The organism is Sinomonas sp. B1-1, assembly GCF_050474465.1.
In the GTDB taxonomy this organism is placed as follows: domain Bacteria; phylum Actinomycetota; class Actinomycetes; order Actinomycetales; family Micrococcaceae; genus Sinomonas; species Sinomonas flava.
Window position 1 is genome coordinate 157859 of sequence record NZ_JBCHVF010000004.1, and the last position, 16220, is coordinate 174078.

The following is a 16220-nucleotide window of genomic DNA, read 5'->3' on the forward strand; positions in this document are numbered from 1 at the left end:
CAACAGGACAGTAGATCTACTTCATCATTTCGAGCACTGGGCGGAGGTTTGAGCTTCAGGCTTTGTGTGCACGGAAGCCGTCCGTGCCGCAAGGGCGTTCTCTCGCGGTGTTTGGACGCACGGCCAGATTTGCCCGACACTCCGATCGGCCATGAACGTCGCCACTCGTCATGGCGGGGGTGATACACAACGAAGCGAAGTTGGGCACTGCAGAGAGGTGCGCTTGCTGACGTTCGCATTGCGGGGCATTGCGGGGCATTGCGGGCCGGGGAATCCGAAGACCTGCACCCACGGCGCTGTAGTCCAGAGCTGCTCGGCGTCGACACTCCAATCTTGGTGGATGGATGCTGAGAAACCGAACGAGGGTGTTCTGGCATTCAGATGCTCTCTGTACTGGGATGTGGAGCTCAGTGAGCTGGGCCGGAAGGCGATCTTCTGGTTGTGGTCGTGGGGGAAGGCCGGCGCGCCGCAGGGATAGAAGGCGCACCCCGGTCTGTTTCATGTGAAACGACTAGCCGAGACGCCGAACAGCCTGTGGGGGCCGCAGTCGAAAACGCCTCATCTCCGGCGCCGATGGAGCTTCGTTTCACGTGAAACGCGGTCAATCGATGGGGCGTAAATAGCAGAAAGGGCGCGAACCGTTCGGTTCGCGCCCTCCCTCGGGGGCAGTAAAACGTTCTACTTGGAGAGGACCTCGCTCCATTCCTTCTCGAAGTACTGCTTCGGTCGGGCCCCGATCACGGTGCCGGTGACCCGGCCCTTCTCGAAGAGGTAGACAGCAGGGATCGAGGTGATCCCGTACTCGGCGGCGATGTTGGGGTTGTTGTCGACATCCACCTTCACAACCTCGACCTGGTCCGCATACTCGACGGAGATGTCGTCAAGGATTGGTCCGAGCTTGCGGCACGGACCACACCATTCGGCCCAGAAGTCCACGATGACGGGCTTCTCGGCCATGAGGACCGAATTGGTGAAATCAGCGTCGGTGACGTTCTTGGCGTTGCTCATACCTGGTATCCGATCTTTTGTGGTTTCTCAGGCCTGCTGTGCGAGGGCGCGGGCTTCGACGTCGGCAAGGTAGTGCTCGACGTCGAGGGCAGCAACGCAGCCGGAGCCGGCAGCGGTGATGGCCTGACGGTAGGTGGGATCGACGACATCGCCAGCGGCGAAGACGCCGGGAACGCTTGTCTTGGAAGAGCGACCCTGCACGGCGATGGTGCCTTCCGCCGTCAGCTCGAGGACGTCCTTCACGAGGGCGGTACGGGGATCGTTGCCGATGGCGACGAAGACGCCGGTGACGTTGATCTCGGACTCGGATCCGTCGATGGTGCTCCGCAGCCTGAGTGCAGAGACCTTGTCGTCACCGACCACGTCTGCGACCTCGGAGTTCCAGGCGAAGCGGATCTTCTCGTGCGCGAGTGCACGATCTGCCATGATCTTCGAGGCGCGAAGGCTGTCACGGCGGTGCACGATCGTCACCGAGCGCGCGAACTTGGTCAGGAAGAGCGCCTCCTCCATCGCGGAGTCACCACCGCCGACCACGGCAATGTCCTGATCCTTGAAGAAGAAGCCGTCGCAGGTTGCACACCAGCTGACGCCGTGGCCCGAAAGCCGCTTCTCGTTCGGGAGGCCGAGTTCGCGATAGGCCGAGCCCGTCGCGATGATGACGGAACGCGCGCGGTACGTCTCGCCGCTGGCAAGCGTGACCGACTTGACCTCACCCTCGAGGTCCACCGACTCGACGTCCTCGAACTCGATCTGCGCGCCGAACTTCGCGGCCTGCTGCTCAAGCTTGTCCATGAGCTCCGGGCCCATGACGCCCTCGGGGAACCCGGGGAAGTTCTCCACCTCGGTGGTGTTCATGAGCTCACCGCCAGCGGTCACGGACCCCGCGAAAATCAACGGCTTCAGGTTGGCTCGTGCAGTGTAGATGGCAGCGGTGTATCCGGCCGGGCCAGAACCGACGACAATGACGTCGCGGATGTCTGCGGCGGTCTCTTCAATGCTCACAGGGTTTGTGCCTCTCCCTTGTTGATCTTGGCGCGGGCCGTTAGGAGCCACAACATATCGACGGGCGTCGATATTCCGGGGCGCTCTCGTCCAAGCGTACCCAAGGAAGCAGTGGGGCCCCGGAGAAGTCCGGGGCCCCACGGGCTCATCTTCACGCGCCCGGGAGACCTGCCCTCCGGGACGCCGCTGCTACTCGACCTTGATCTCAGTGAGGCGCAGACCGAAGTTGTACTGCGTCTTCGGCGCGGACAGCCTGGGAAGCGAATTGATCTGGATGATGACGTACTTGGCGCTCGGGCTGTTCGCCACCGGGACAGAAACCTGCGGTCCGGTGAACGACGTCGTTCCTGCGAGGGTGGCACCGGAGAGGCTGGGCTGGTCATTCGTGTAGATGCTCAGGTTGCCGCCGGAGCCGCCGGACTGGCTGAGAGTGACCTGCTTGACCGGAACCTTGTCCTTCAGTTCGACGGCCAGGGAGACGCTCCGGACGAACCCGCCCCAGTCCTCTCGCGCGAACTCCATGTCCGACCAGTAGGTCGCCGTGTTCCCGTCGAACGTGGCAGCGAGCTTGCTGTCGTAGTTCAGGGCGAACTGGAGGTCGTTCGGATTGATCCGCGTGACGTTGTCGATGGCTGGCGGCGCGGCCGGCGCGGTGGTCGGCGCATTCGAGGGAGCCGACGGCGCTGGCGACGCGCCCTGGTTCTGCGTCGGCTGCTGCTGGCCGCCAGCCGTCTGCTGAGGCTGCTGCGGCTGGAAGAGTCCGCCAAGCGTGGTGAAGGCGAAGATGAGGGCAGCGATGAGCACCACGGCGAGCACCCCGCCGACCAGCCACGGCACCGAACGGGGGCGGGTCTCCTCGTCGTCCTCGTCGTCGTAGTCGGTCGACGCCGCAGTCGCCCTCGCCTGCGGAGGGAGCGACGCAGCCGGGCGTGAGGAGGGATAGTGCGGACGGCCCTGGTCCGCATCCCGCGAGGCTGCTGCGTTCCCGCCCCGGGCGGCCGCGCCCGCAGCGGCGCCGGCGGCCACTCCTCCTGCGGCGGCTGCGCCCGCACGGCCCGCGTCGCCCGACGGCAGGCGGGACGGCTGCGCCCGGGTTGCAGGCTCAGAGGAAGGCCGGACCTGCGGCGCCGCGGCGGTGGGCGCCTCCCTGCCGGAGGGCTGCTGCGCAGCAGATCCGGGCTTGGCCGGCCATGGAGTCACCTTGGGGCTGGCACCGCCCGCGGTTCCCTCCTCGCCGGGACCGGTGCCGTCCGTCTGGCCCGGCGCAGAGCGCGGCGGAGTGGGCGGTGGCGGCGGGATCGACGCTGCCCCGGCTCCAGCTGCCGCCGCACCACCGGCAGCACCCGCTGCGGCGGCGCTCCCCGAACCCGAAGCCCGACCAGAACCCTGCGACGGCGTCGGGAAGCGTAACGGGGTCTGCTCCTGCGTGCCCGCGGGCGCGGCCCCGTTCCGTCCCGCACCGTTCCGCCCCGACTCGTCCTGGCCGTAGTCGTCGTACTGGATGTACCGGTCGCGGTGGTTGGGATCGTACGAGCCGTCGTACGTCTCGGGCTCGTTGGACCGCCGCTGTCCGAAGATCTCGCTGCCCAGGGTGTCCGTGAAGAACGGCTCGACGTACGGGGTGTCCTGCGGGACGATCAGGTCGAGCAGGTCCGCCGGAGACGTGTGGTTGGTGATGAGGTAGGTGGATCCGTGGCTGATGCCGAGGTCGAGGACCTGCACGGCGCCGTGGCGTTCGCCCGTGGCGACCTCACGGGCGCTCTGCGCGAGCTGGTCAGCGTTGGACGGTCCCGACACGAGGATGCTCACGGGACGGTTGAGGACCTGGTCCACGCCGTCGAGGACGAGATCGCCCTCTTGGGACGACACGATCGAGGACGTGACCTTGTACCGCCCCCCGAGCACTGTGCCGACGTCGATGGACTGGGACACGGAAACCTCCTGGTCGCTGGCGCGGGCGCGGCCGTCGGCGTTGCCCTGTGCTGCTAGTGATCCTAGCGGACCGGGCCCGCGCGCCCCTGAGCGGCGGGGTGCTCAGTCCTCGGGGAAATGCGGGTTCTGCCCCGGGGGACCCTGGAACGTGCGCCGCCCGGGCACCCGCTCGATCCGCGCGCTGGACGGCCGAGCCCGGTACATCACCGGGTCGAACTGGCCCGAGATGCGGGGGATGATGCCCGTGTCGTCGGAGATGATCTGCAGTGCGGCGGTGGCCGGGTTCTCCTCGTCGGCGCGCGCGCGGGCGGCGGCAGCGGCGCCGTCGTGCGCGGTGGCCGGCGACGGCGCCCCGGCGACCCGGGCGCCCAGCCTCCCGAGCAGCGGGCGGAGGAGGTCCTGCAGCTCGGTGACCCGGAAGAGCCGCAGGAGCACGAAGTACACGACGAGCATCGGGACCGCGATGATCGCGATGGCGGCCAGGGCAGCCCAGTTCGAGCTCCAGATGAAGCCCTCGGGCCGGTACCCGCCCAGGAGGCCGACGGCGACCGCCCCCACGAGTGCGGAGCCCGTGGCGGCGTAGCCCATGCGGATGTAGGAGCGGGCCACGTGGGCGCCGTCGAGATGGCCGAGCTGCTTGCGCAGGTAGTGGCTGCTGAGCACGACCGACAAGATGTTGCCCACGGTGTAGAGGCTCGCGATGGAGAAGATGATGTACCGCGGCGGCACGTACTGGATGGCGAAGGCGCCGACCACGTTCAGGATCGCGAGCCACAGCTGGATCTTGAACGGGGTGCGGGCGTCCTCCTTCGCGTAGAAGACGCGGGCCATCATGAAGTTCGCGCTCATGAAGGGTGTGCTCAGCGCGAGGATGCTGAGGGTCTGCGCGAGCATGACGCCGTCCGAGGCGCTGCCGCCCGAGAAGAACATGCCCAGCGGCGCCGCCAGGGCGAACAGCGCCAGCGCCGCGAAGACGGTGGCGACGGCCATGGTGCGCAGGCCGTGCGAGAGGGCCTCGCGGACGCCCGCACGGTCGCCTGCCTGCGAGGCCTCGGTCATCCGGTTGAAGAGGACTGTCGCCAAGGAGAGCGCGATGATCGAGTGCGGCAGCAGGTACAGCTGGGAGGCGATCTCCAGCACGGTGTTGCCGGGGATCTGCTGCCACAGCGGGTCGCCGGCCTCGCGCAGCCGCTCGCGCTCGGCGCCGGGCTGGGAGGCGATCTTCATGACATAGAGGAAGGTCAGCTGGCCCACGGCGGTCGTCGCGAGCGTCCACGCGCCAAGGCGGGCCGCCGTGCCGAGGCCGACCCCGCGCCAGCCGAAGGCCGGCCGGAGCCGCAGGCGGAGCCGGATGACCGGCAGGAGCAGCAGGGCCGTCTGGACGAGCACGCCGATCGTCGAGAGCCCCGCGATGAAGAACGTGTGCGCGCCGGTCCAGTTGTCCAGACTGTGTGGGTTCGTCCGGTTCGCCCCGAAGATCCACACGAACATCCCGAGGCCCGCGATCGCCACGATGTTGTTGACGATGGGCGCCCACATCGCCGGCCCGAAGGCACCGTGCGCGTTGAGGACCTGGGTCAGGAGGGCGTAGAGGCCGTAGAAGAAGATCTGCGGAAGGCACCAGAACGCGAACACCGTCGCGAGGGCCAGCTGCTGCGGGCTGTACCCCGAGGTGGTCAGCTGCATGACCCATGGCGCGGCGAGCGTGACGGCGGCCGTAAGCGTGAACATCACGAGGACGCCCAGTGTCAGGAGCCTGCTGATGTAGTCCGCTCCGCCGTCGGCCGCCTTGCTCGCCTTGATGATCTGCGGCACGAGGACCGCGTTGAACACCCCGCCTGCCACGAGGAGGAAGATCAGGTTGGGGAGGTTGTTCGCGTTGACGAAGGTGTCCGCGACCGTGGATCCGAGGCCGAGAGCGAGGATGAGCATCCATGAGCGGATGAAGCCGAGCGCCCTGGAGATGAGCGTGCCGGCGGCCATGATGGCGCTCGAGCGCGCCTCGGACGCCGGGACGGACTTGGGAGAGGCCATGCCTACCTCACGAGAGCAGGTGCTCGGGCAGCACCTCGCGGGCCAGGTCCGCGATGCGGCGCTCGTTCGGGAAGGACAGGCGCCGGGCAAGCTCCGAGATGGGGACCCACGCGACGTCGACCGCCTCGTGGTCCGGGTCGTTCTCGATGGTCAGGTCTCCCGAGACGGCGCGCAGGAGATAGTGGTGGACGGTCTTGTGCACGCGGTGCCCGGTGACCGTGAACCAGTAGTCGATGCTCCCGAGCGGGGCGAGGATCTCGCCCCGGATGCCGGTCTCCTCGCTGATCTCACGGACCGCCGCGTGCTCGTTGGACTCGCGCCCCTCCGGGTGGCCCTTGGGGAGGCACCACTCGAGCCGGCCGCCGCGGTTGAGCCGGGCGATGATCGCGACCGGCAGGTTCGGGTCGCTCGTCTCGACGACCACGCCGCCCGCCGAGACCTCCTCGACCGTGGGGAGGGAGGAGGGATAGCCGTGCCCAGCCGGGGCGATGTGCGGCCCGATTGCCGACGGCAGGGGCGCACTCCTCCTCTTCTGAGGATCGCTCGGCAACGGGATGACCATGCAGTCCACTGTAACGAACACGGCCCCTGCCGCGATTGCGCTCGGCGCGGGAGGGTCGCCCGCGCCGGGATCTGCCAAGCTTTAAGGACTATGGCATCAGATGAGACGACAGCGCAGGGCAGGCACGGGGCGGGCCTGAAGGACAAGGGCCCCCACAGCACGGGTTCGAAGGACACGATCCCCGGTGCCGGCGCGGAGGCCGCGGCCGAGACGGCCGAGGCCTTCGAGGTCGATCCGGTGGTCCTCGAGCTCGGCCGGCGCTTCGCGGAGGCGGGCTTCGAGCTCTCCCTGGTCGGCGGCCCCGTCCGCGACCTCTTCCTGGGGCGCACGTCTCCGGACCTCGACTTCACCACGGATGCCAGCCCGGACCAGACGATCGCGGCCATCAGGGGCTGGGCGGATGCGCACTGGGACATCGGCCGGGAGTTCGGCACGATCGGCCTGCGGAAGGGCGGCCATCAGATCGAGGTGACGACCTACCGGGCGGAGGCCTACGACCCGGACTCGCGCAAGCCCGCCGTCGCCTTCGGCACCGACCTCGTCGCGGACCTCCAGCGGCGGGATTTCAGCATGAACGCGATGGCGCTCCGCCTGCCCTCGCTCGAGCTGGTCGACCCCTTCGGCGGCCTCGACGACCTCCACGCCGGCGTCCTGCGCACGCCCGGCACCCCGGAGCTGTCCTTCTCGGACGATCCTCTGCGCATGATGCGCGCAGCCCGGTTCGCCTCCCAGCTCGGCGTCGACGTGGCGCCGGAGGTTCGGGCCGCGATGACCGAGATGGCCCAGCGCATCGAGATCATCTCGGCCGAGCGGGTGCGGGACGAGCTCGTCAAGCTCGTCAACGGGGCCGCCCCCCGCGCGGGGATCGACCTCCTCGTCGACACCGGCCTCGCCGCCATCGTGCTGCCCGAGATCCCGGCGCTCCAGCTCGAGGCGGACGAGCACCACCGGCACAAGGACGTCTACCACCATTCCCTCACGGTCCTCGAGCAGGCTGCCGAGCTCGAGACCGGCCCCGACGGGCCCGTCCCCGGCCCGGACTTCGTGCTGCGGTTCGCCGCGCTCATGCACGACGTCGGCAAGCCGGCCACGCGTCGGTTCGAGCCGGGCGGCGCGGTCAGCTTCCGTCACCACGACGTGGTCGGGTCCAAGCTGGTGAAGAAGCGCATGAAGGCCCTCCGGTTCGACAACGACACGATCAAGGCCGTGGCCCGCCTCGTCGAGCTGCACATGCGCTTCTACGGGTATGGGGAATCGGGCTGGACCGACTCCGCCGTCCGCCGGTACGTGACCGACGCCGGGCCGCTCCTCGAGCGCCTCCACCGGCTCACGCGCTCCGACGTCACGACACGGAACCAGCGCAAGGCCGACCGCCTCTCCTTCGCCTACGACGACCTCGAACGGCGGATCGCCGAGCTCGCGGAGCAGGAGGAGCTCGCGGCCATCCGTCCGGACCTGGACGGGCAGCAGATCATGGAGGCCCTCGGAATCCGCCCGGGGCCGCTCGTGGGACGCGCCTACGCATTCCTGCTCAACGAGCGGATGGAGAACGGGCCCGCCTCCGAGGACGAGGCGCGGGCCCGGCTGCTCGACTGGTGGGCGCAGCAGCCAGAAGCAGCCGCAGCGCCCGACGCCGCGGCAGAGGAAGAGGAGCACTAGATGCACAGCATGGGCCTCCCGGGCCAGGAAGACTACGGCCTCACGCGGCTCTGGCTCCTGCGCCACGGCGAGACGGAATGGTCCCGCAGCGGCCAGTACACCGGCCTCACCGACCTCCCCCTCACCACCGAGGGCGAGGACCAGGCGCGTCAGGCGGGCAAGACGCTCGACGGCGTCGGGTTCGGTCTCGTGCTGACCTCACCCCTGCAGCGCGCACGCAGGACGGCGGAGCTCGCCGGCTTCCCGGACGCCGAGCTGGAGCCGAACGCGGTCGAGTGGGACTACGGCGACTACGAGGGTGTGCGCTCTGCCGATGTGCGCAAGCAGAATCCCGGCTATCTCATCTGGAACGACGGGGTGCCCAACGGCGAGCTGCTGACGCACGTGGGTGACCGGGCCGATCGGATTGTCGAGAGGGTGCGGACTTCCGGCTGCGAGAACGTGCTCGTGGTAGCGCACGGCCACTTCTGCCGCATTCTGGCCGCGCGGTGGCTCGGGCTCCCCGCGACCGAAGGGCGGCACTTCATCCTCGGCACGGCGAAGGCCTGCCGGCTCGGATGGGACAAGAGGACTCCCGCGATCGAAGCCTGGGGACTGTAGCCTCCTGCCCGTACCCTCCTGCCCCGACAATTTCTTCTGGTATTTTCTTCAGCCTCCCCTTGCCTTTTATCCAGAGGCTGGGCTAGCTTTATTTCCGTGCCCGGGAATAGTTCCTCGGCGGCCCCTGAATGTCACCACGGCAGCGAAGGAGGGTGGACCAATGATCGTCACCAAGGTTCTCAACCACGGCGGCAATGATGCGGCGTGGCGGTTCCACGGCGTCCTCCCGTTCCGTGTCGAGGCATCTTCCTGACCTCTTCCTCGACGCGATCCGCGTTCTGACGGGCGGACGGTCCTGACTTCCGCGCACACCTGACGGCATCAGCCTCGCCGCGCTTCAGCCCTTCGCGCTTGGGGTCTCCGCGCGAGGCGGCACCCGGACAGGTGTGTCTGCCGCAGTTCCCGCGTTCCGTCCCGCGCCGTCGGGGCCGTTCTCACGGCCACCTACCTCCGCGCGGCCTGGGGCGGCAATTCCTCAGAATTACCCGGCCTTGAATTCCGCGCGGGCATTTTGAGCGACTTCTGCGCCCTTTTCCTGAGTATTTCTGCGCGCCCTACACGCTGTTCTTCTGCGGAATTGCCGACCCTTCTTCCATGCCGTCATCTGCCCTGCGTTGATTCCTGCTGCGCTGATTCCTTGATGGCCTCTTCGAAGGAGCTTCCCCATGCCCTCGCCCGCCCCCTCCATCACGTCGTCTCCCCTGGCGGACTCCGCCCATGCGGTGACCGTCGCGCCGCCGGCGACCGCTGCGCCGTCGTCCGTCCCCCCGATCCGGAAGGAGGTGAACAGCGTGTACCGACTCTTCCGCCACCTGCTGGGCCGCCGCATCGACGAGCGCCGCATCGAGCGTCACCGCGAGGACGCATGGCGCGCCATCGGCATGCCGATGCCCATCCACTGAGCGTGAGGTCCGGGTGCCGGATGTGAGCTGGATCTCACATCCGGCACTTGGCCGGTCCCGGTCTCGTCGTGAAGAATTCTCCCCGTGTGCGCACCGGCGCACGGGGATGGGGAATCATGCGCACCAAACTAGCCGCTGCCCTTGCGGCGCTGATCTCGGTATTCGCCCTCGTCGCGGGGGCAGCACCTGCCCAGGCGAGCACCGGTGGGACAAGCGACACGGAGCACACCGGGGTGGCCTGGATCGTGTCCTATATCCAGGGGCCGCAGGGGACGCAGCGGTCCCGCTGCTCTGCCGTGCTCGTCTCGCCGACGGTCCTGCTGACCGCCGGGCACTGCACCTACGGCGTGGTCGGGAAGACGTACGTGTCGTTCCGGTCCGAGATCTCTCAGGGGCCGACGACCGGACTTCCGCCAGCCGTGAATCCTGCCGTCGGCTACACCGCCGGCGAACTCGAGGGCCAGATCTCCGGCACGGCCCAGACGCACCCCGGCTACTCGCGGTTCACGGACCCGGACAACTGGAACGACCTCGGTGTCATCGTCCTGGACTCCCCGGTCACCCAGCCCGCCTACCCGCTCGCGGCCCTCGGAACGCTGGACGCCATCCGTCCCGGTGACGTGCCCAAGACGATCGTGAGGGCGGTGGGCTACGGCGACGTCATGGGGAAGCCGGATTCTGGCCCCCAGACGCCTACGCCGATTGCCTTCCCGATGGAGCGGCGCTACGTCGACATGCCACTGCAGGGGAAGATCGAGCACCAGATCGTCCAGGCCAACGGCAATGACAACGATGCGCGGGGCACAGGCGGCATCTGCTTCGGGGACTCGGGTGGACCCGTGTTCCTCAACGGGGAGGTCATCGGGATCGTCAGCTTCGGCAGCAAGAACTGCCGGTACACGGCCGGAATCCAGCGCGTCGACATCGCCGAGGCACAGGACTGGCTCGCCCGCGTGACGTCGGCGGTCTAGGGCGGAGGGGCCGTCTGGGGGCCGGTAGGCTCGGGGGCATGGAGTCGAGAACCGACGAGAAGCCCCCCAAGCCGTACCCGGTGATCTCGCCGACCCGCAACGACCCCCTCCTCCACACCCTCTCCGAGTCGATCGGCGGCCCCCTCGGGGACCATGCGGCGCCCGGCCTCGTCAAGAGCGGCTTCTGGACGCCCGAGCGCGTGCTCATCGTCCTGACCGCAGTGGCCGCCATCATCGGCGTCGTCATCAAGGGATACTGCCGGGCCAACGGCTGGAACACGCCCACCCACTTCTACGCCACGTGCTACTCGGACCTGCCCACGCTCTTCAAGGAGCGTGGGCTCGCCGAGGGCGTCCTGCCGTTCTTCACCCAGGACGCCCTCTTCGAGTACCCCGTGATCATGGGGCTCATCGCTGGGGCGACGGCGCTCCTCGTCCCCGGCTCGGGCGTCTCGGACGCGCGGGCCACCACCTACTTCGACATCAACGCAGCCCTCATCACCGTCATGTGGCTCGTCGCGGTCATCGCGACAGCCCGCTCCAACCGGCGGCGCCCCTGGGACGCAGCGATGCTCGCGATCGCGCCCGGCGCCATCCTCTCCGGATTCATCAACTGGGACATGTGGGCCGTCGCGCTCCTCGCGCTGGCCCTCCTCGCGTTCGCCCGGCACCGGCCGGTGTGGGCCGGGGTGTTCATCGGTCTGGGGACGGCCACGAAGCTGTACCCGATCGTCGTGCTCGGCGCCATCCTCGTGCTCTCGGTCCGTACGGGGAAGTACCGCCCGCTCCTGCTCACAGTCGCCGGAACGGCAGGGGCCTGGATTGCGGTGAACCTGCCGATCTTCCTCATGAACCCGCGCGGCTGGGGGTACTTCCTCGACTTCACCAGGGAGCGCCCGGCCGGTTTCTCCTCGATCTACTTCGCCTGGAACCTCATCGCCGAGCGGCTCCACTGGATCATGCTCGACGCCCCGGGCATCAACGCGATGGTCACCGTCTCGCTCGTGCTCCTGTGCGCGGTGATCGCCGTGATCGCGCTCCACGCCCCCAGGCGTCCGCGGCTCGCGCAGCTCGCGTTCCTCGTCGTGGCGGCGTTCATCCTGACGAACAAGGTGTACTCTCCGCAGTTCGTCGTGTGGCTCATCCCGCTGCTCGCGCTGGCTCGCCCCCGCTGGCGGGACTTCCTCATCTGGATGGCCATCGAGGCCGTCCACTGGGCGGCAGTCTGGATGTACCTCGGGCAGTGGACCAGCGGGGGACCGCCCCAGAACAACATCGACTCGCCCTACTATGTCGGCGCGATCCTCGCGCACATGGGCGCGCTCGTGTACCTGTGCGTCAAGGTCGTCATGGACATCTACAACCCCGCGGGCGACCCCATCCGCCGCAGCCGCCAGGACGACCCGCAGGGCGGCGCGTTCGACGGCGCCCCCGACGTCGTCACCCTCGACAGCCTGCGCAGCTGGTGGGAACAGCGCCGGAAGGCTCCTGTCCGTCTCTGAGGAAGCTCCGGGCGATGTCCCGAGCGCGCGCGGCGGCCGCCGGTAGGCTCGGGGCCATGTTCAGCCGCTCAAGCCCCCCAGCAACGGCAGCCCAGACTCCCCAGCCTTCCCCAGATCCCCCCGCGACGCCGGCCGAGCGGGTCCTCCGCTGGCTCCCCACGGCACTGCACGTGGCCTTCGCGCTCCTGCTCCTGATCGGGACTGTTCGCGCCCTGGCCCCGGACGCAGCCGGGGCCGCACCAGGCATTGTGCTTCCCCTCGCCGGACTCCTCGGGGCGGCGTACGCGGCCGGGACCGTGCTCCAGAAATGGCCCGCGAAGGGCCTCCCCTTCGAGCCGGCGCAGTACCGGCTGCACTGGCTCGCGGGGATGTGCGCGCTGTGGGCCGTGCTCGTGGCCGTCAGCGCGGAGTTCGTCTGGGTCGCCATCCCGTTGTTCTTCGTCCAGCTTCAGCTCCCGCTCCCGTCTCAGCCGGCTGACGAGCCGGTGCCGGGATCACAGCCCACCCCACGCGAGGAGCCCGCGCCACCCGCGCCCGTCGAGGCGACGCCTGCCGCCGCCCGGCGCACCGAACCCGCACCCAAGCCGCCGCGGGAGGAGGCCTCGGTCCGGCAGCCGGCCGCGCAGCGCCAGGACCCCCGCCTCGCAGAGGCCCTCCGGACGCTGTGCGAGCGGACCACCGCCGCATCGGCAGCGCGGGGAACGGGCCTCACCTGCCGCTTCGACCTCGAAGGGACCTCCCGCGCCCTGCCCGACGCCGCGGAGGACGCGTTCCTCAAGGCCGCCCAGGCGAGCCTCGCGAACGTCTGGCAGGACGCGCAGGCGAGCACCGCCGTCGTGCGCCTGGCCTACCTCGAGGACGAGGTGACGCTCGAGGTCCGCGACGACGGCGCAGGCTTCGACCCGACGGATGCGGCCGGGGGCGCGGCGCGCGAGAACGGGCTGCGCGTGCTGAGGGAGCGCGTCGAGGAGGCCGGCGGGGCCATGGCGGTCGCCTCGGCACCGGGCGAGGGCACGCGTGTCACCGTGAGCATCGGCACGCCCGGGACCCCCACTGCGGACGGCCACTGACCAGGACCCCGGCCCCGCAGTTTTGCGCTTTGTGACGAGGCGCTTTGCGGGGCCGCGGCGTGCCTCGGAACAATCCTGAAGAAGAATCAAGAGATCCGGTGGCAAGCCCTGGCTGGCCGGACGGCAACCCTCCTGCTGTAGCGGGGTGCTCCAGGTGAGGATTCGACGGCGCCGGCAGACCGGCGTCGTAAGTATGGCGCCCCGCGGAGCTGGACGCCGTGACACGAAGGACCTCCATGGCCACACAGCTGACCGCACCCGCCCGCGCCGGGCTCGGGGCGACGCTCCGCGCCAAGCGGCGCATCCTCGCCTCGGCGTTCGTCGGGACAACCATCGAGTGGTACGACTTCTACCTCTACGGCACGGCCTCCGCGCTCGTGTTCAACAAGCAGTTCTTCCCCGACGCCTCGCCGCTTGTCGGCATCCTCGCCTCATTCGCGACCTACGCCGTGGGCTTCGTGGCGCGGCCCCTCGGCGGGGTGATCGCGGGGCACCTCGGCGACCGGATCGGCCGGAAGGCGCTGCTCGTGTGGTCGCTCCTGACCATGGGCGTGGCCTCGACCCTCATCGGCGTCCTGCCGAACTATGCCGCGATCGGCATCCTCGCCGTGGCCGGGCTCGTGCTGCTGCGGCTCATCCAGGGCCTCTCCGCCGGCGCGGAGTGGGGCGGCTCCGCCCTGCTCTCCGTGGAGCACGCCCCCGCGGGACAGCGCGGCTTCTTCGGCTCGTTCACGCAGGTCGGCTCCGCCGCCGGCATGCTGCTGGCCACCGGTGCCTACGCGCTCGCCCAGGCCTTCCTCACCGCCGACCAGTTCCAGACCTTCGGCTGGCGCATCCCCTTCCTGTTCTCGGGCGCCCTCGTGCTGGTCGGGCTGTGGATCCGTCTCGGGGTGACCGACGCCGACGAGTTCACCGCCGTGCAGGAACAGGACCGCGTCGTGGCGCGGCCGGTGGTCCGGGTGCTCCGCGAGCACCCGCGCGGGATCCTCGTCACGGTCGGCCTGCGCCTGGTCCAGCCGGCCATCTACACCCTCATGACCGTCTACATCCTCGGCTACCTCAAGGACCGCCGCGAGGACACGGCGTCGGGGCTCACCGCCATCCTCATCGTCTCGGCGATCGGCCTCTTCTCGGGCCCGTTCTGGGGCTGGCTCTCTGACCGGATCGGCCGCAAGCGGATCGCCGTGGGCGCCGCAATCGGCGTCGCGGTGCTCATCTGGCCGTTCTTCTGGTTCCTGGACCACGGGAACCTCGCGTTCCTGCCCCTCGTCCTGCTCGTGGGGATGAACATCCTGCACGACGCCATCTACGGTCCTCAGGCCGCGTGGTTCGCCGAGCAGTTCCCCACCGAGCTGCGCTACTCGGGAGTGTCCTTCGGGTACCAGGTCGGCACCGTCCTCTCCGCCGCGATCACCCCGCTCGTCGCTGCCTCGCTCCTGCAGGCCGGCGGCGGTCAGCCGTGGCTCGTGTGCGGCTGGTTCGTGTTCCTCGCGATCCTCACCACCGCCGCCGCACTTGCTGCGAAGGACCCCGTCCGGGGACGCGCTGCCCAGACCGCACTCAAGGAGGCCTCGTGACCAAGCCGCTGCTCCTCAACGCTTTCGAGATGCTCGTGCCCGTGCACCAGTCGCCCGGGCTGTGGCGCCACCCCGACTCCGGGGCGCACCGGTTCGCCGAGCTCGGGTACTGGACGGACCTCGCGAAGGCACTCGAGGACGGCGGGTTCCATGGAATCTTCTTCGCCGACATCCTCGGCCAGTACGACGTCTACGGGGGCTCCGCCGACGCCGCCGTGCGCGGGGGCGTGCAGTACCCCACGCTGGATCCGCTGCTCATCGTCTCGGCCCTCGCGGCCGCCACGGAGCGGCTCGGCTTCGGGGTCACGGCCTCGGTCACCTACGAGCACCCGTACCTGCTCGCCCGCAAGTTCGGCACGCTCGACCACCTCACCGGCGGGCGCGTCGGGTGGAACATCGTGACCTCGTACCAGGAGTCGGCCGCCAGGAACCTCGGCCTCGACACCCAGATCCCGCACGACGAGCGCTACGACCGCGCCGAGGAGTTCATGGACGTGGTCTACAAGCTCTGGGAGGGCTCCGTCCACGACGGGGCGGTGCTCGCGGACGCCGCGGCCAACGTGTTCGTGGACCCTGCGGGGGTGCGGGGGATCGGGCACGACGGCGACGTGTACCGGGTGCCCGGGCCCGCGCTCGTGGGGCCATCCCCGCAGCGGACCCCGCTCCTGTTCCAGGCCGGCGCGTCGGCGCGCGGGCGCGCCTTCGCAGGGCGGCACGCCGAGGCCGTGTTCTTCGCCGCCTCCACCCCGGCCCAGGCGCGCAAGTACACGGACGGGCTCCGCGCCGAGCTGGCCGCGGCCGGGCGCGCCCCGGAGTCGGTCAAGGCCTTCAACATCGCCACCGTGATCGTGGCCGAGACCGACGAGGCGGCCGCGGCGAAGCTCGCCGACTACGAGGCGCACGTGGACACCGATGCGGCGCTGGCGCTGTTCGCCGGCTGGACCGGCCTGGACCTCTCCGGCCTCGACCAGGACGCGCCCCTGACGTACATCAGGAGCGAGGCCAACCAGTCCGCCCTCGCGCAGTTCACCCTGCTCGACCCCGACCGCACCTGGACCCTGCGCGAGGTCGCGAAGTTCGTCTCGATCGGCGGACGCGGGCCGGTGATCGTCGGTTCCCCGACGACCGTGGCGGACGAGCTCGAGCGCTTCGCCGAGGAGGGCGGCATCGACGGGTTCAACCTGACCTCGGCGGTACGCCCCGCGGACCTGCTCGAGTTCGCCCGTCTCGTCTCGCCCGAGCTGCGCCGGCGTGGCCTCCTCGCCGAACCCGCTCCCGGCGCGACGTTCCGCGAGGCTGTCCTCGGGAAGGGCCCGCGGCTCGCCGCGGACCATCCGGGTGCCGCCGCGCGCGTCCCGGTGGGCTGAGGCGGTAGCCCACGGGGCGTACTCGTGGGCGCGG

13 protein-coding genes and 1 riboswitch are annotated in these 16220 nt (G+C 69.5%); of the genes, 8 read left to right on the plus strand and 5 right to left on the minus strand.

The genetic code is table 11. The features are described 5' to 3' along the window. Positions 1-678 precede the first annotated feature (678 nt). From trxA to ACQ5BE_RS09330, 5 genes are all read right to left on the minus strand, one after another. A complete protein-coding gene (trxA, locus tag ACQ5BE_RS09310) occupies positions 679-1008 on the minus strand; it encodes a thioredoxin (protein WP_430296754.1) in 330 nt (109 codons plus the stop codon). A 27-nt stretch (positions 1009-1035) separates the two neighbouring features. Continuing rightward, positions 1036-2010: a thioredoxin-disulfide reductase gene (gene trxB, locus ACQ5BE_RS09315; RefSeq protein ID WP_430296755.1), complete on the minus strand. Its 975-nt coding sequence runs from the start codon at positions 2008-2010 to the stop codon at positions 1036-1038. Between the two features lie 189 nt (positions 2011-2199). Beyond that, the gene (locus tag ACQ5BE_RS09320; protein ID WP_430296756.1) at positions 2200-3942 is read right to left on the minus strand and encodes an ABC transporter substrate-binding protein; all 1743 of its coding nucleotides are present in this window, start codon (positions 3940-3942) and stop codon (positions 2200-2202) included. 102 nt (positions 3943-4044) lie between these two features. Next, on the minus strand, positions 4045-5976 hold the full coding sequence (gene murJ / locus ACQ5BE_RS09325; protein ID WP_430296757.1) for a murein biosynthesis integral membrane protein MurJ: 1932 nt from the start codon (positions 5974-5976) through the stop codon (positions 4045-4047). 7 nt (positions 5977-5983) lie between these two features. Next, positions 5984-6490 (minus strand): NUDIX hydrolase, encoded by a 507-nt coding sequence (locus tag ACQ5BE_RS09330; RefSeq protein WP_413251063.1) that lies wholly within the window; start codon positions 6488-6490, stop codon positions 5984-5986. A 138-nt stretch (positions 6491-6628) separates the two neighbouring features. On the opposite strand from ACQ5BE_RS09330, the gene ACQ5BE_RS09335 reads away from it, so the two are divergent. The 8 genes from ACQ5BE_RS09335 to ACQ5BE_RS09370 all read left to right on the plus strand — a co-directional run bounded on the left by ACQ5BE_RS09335 (position 6629) and on the right by ACQ5BE_RS09370 (position 16186). Then, positions 6629-8197: a CCA tRNA nucleotidyltransferase gene (locus ACQ5BE_RS09335; protein WP_430296758.1), complete on the plus strand. Its 1569-nt coding sequence runs from the start codon at positions 6629-6631 to the stop codon at positions 8195-8197. Beyond that, positions 8198-8797, plus strand: a complete 600-nt coding sequence (locus ACQ5BE_RS09340) for a histidine phosphatase family protein (protein ID WP_430296759.1) — start codon at positions 8198-8200, stop codon at positions 8795-8797. Between the two features lie 665 nt (positions 8798-9462). Continuing rightward, positions 9463-9699 carry a hypothetical protein gene (locus tag ACQ5BE_RS09345; protein WP_430296760.1) on the plus strand — a complete coding sequence of 79 codons (237 nt, stop codon included), beginning with the start codon at positions 9463-9465 and terminating at the stop codon, positions 9697-9699. Between the two features lie 116 nt (positions 9700-9815). Further along, positions 9816-10670: a S1 family peptidase gene (locus ACQ5BE_RS09350; RefSeq protein ID WP_430296761.1), complete on the plus strand. Its 855-nt coding sequence runs from the start codon at positions 9816-9818 to the stop codon at positions 10668-10670. Positions 10671-10708: 38 nt separating this feature from the next. Then, positions 10709-12172 (plus strand): glycosyltransferase family 87 protein, encoded by a 1464-nt coding sequence (locus ACQ5BE_RS09355; protein WP_430296762.1) that lies wholly within the window; start codon positions 10709-10711, stop codon positions 12170-12172. Between the two features lie 56 nt (positions 12173-12228). Then, positions 12229-13242 carry a sensor histidine kinase gene (locus tag ACQ5BE_RS09360; RefSeq protein ID WP_430296763.1) on the plus strand — a complete coding sequence of 338 codons (1014 nt, stop codon included), beginning with the start codon at positions 12229-12231 and terminating at the stop codon, positions 13240-13242. 84 nt (positions 13243-13326) lie between these two features. Then, positions 13327-13442: riboswitch (SAM riboswitch) on the plus strand. 36 nt (positions 13443-13478) lie between these two features. Beyond that, positions 13479-14819 (plus strand): MFS transporter, encoded by a 1341-nt coding sequence (locus ACQ5BE_RS09365; RefSeq protein WP_430296764.1) that lies wholly within the window; start codon positions 13479-13481, stop codon positions 14817-14819. After that, a complete protein-coding gene (locus ACQ5BE_RS09370) occupies positions 14816-16186 on the plus strand; it encodes an LLM class flavin-dependent oxidoreductase (protein WP_430296765.1) in 1371 nt (456 codons plus the stop codon). The genes ACQ5BE_RS09365 and ACQ5BE_RS09370 overlap by 4 nt, the downstream gene beginning before the upstream one ends. Positions 16187-16220: the final 34 nt, after the last annotated feature.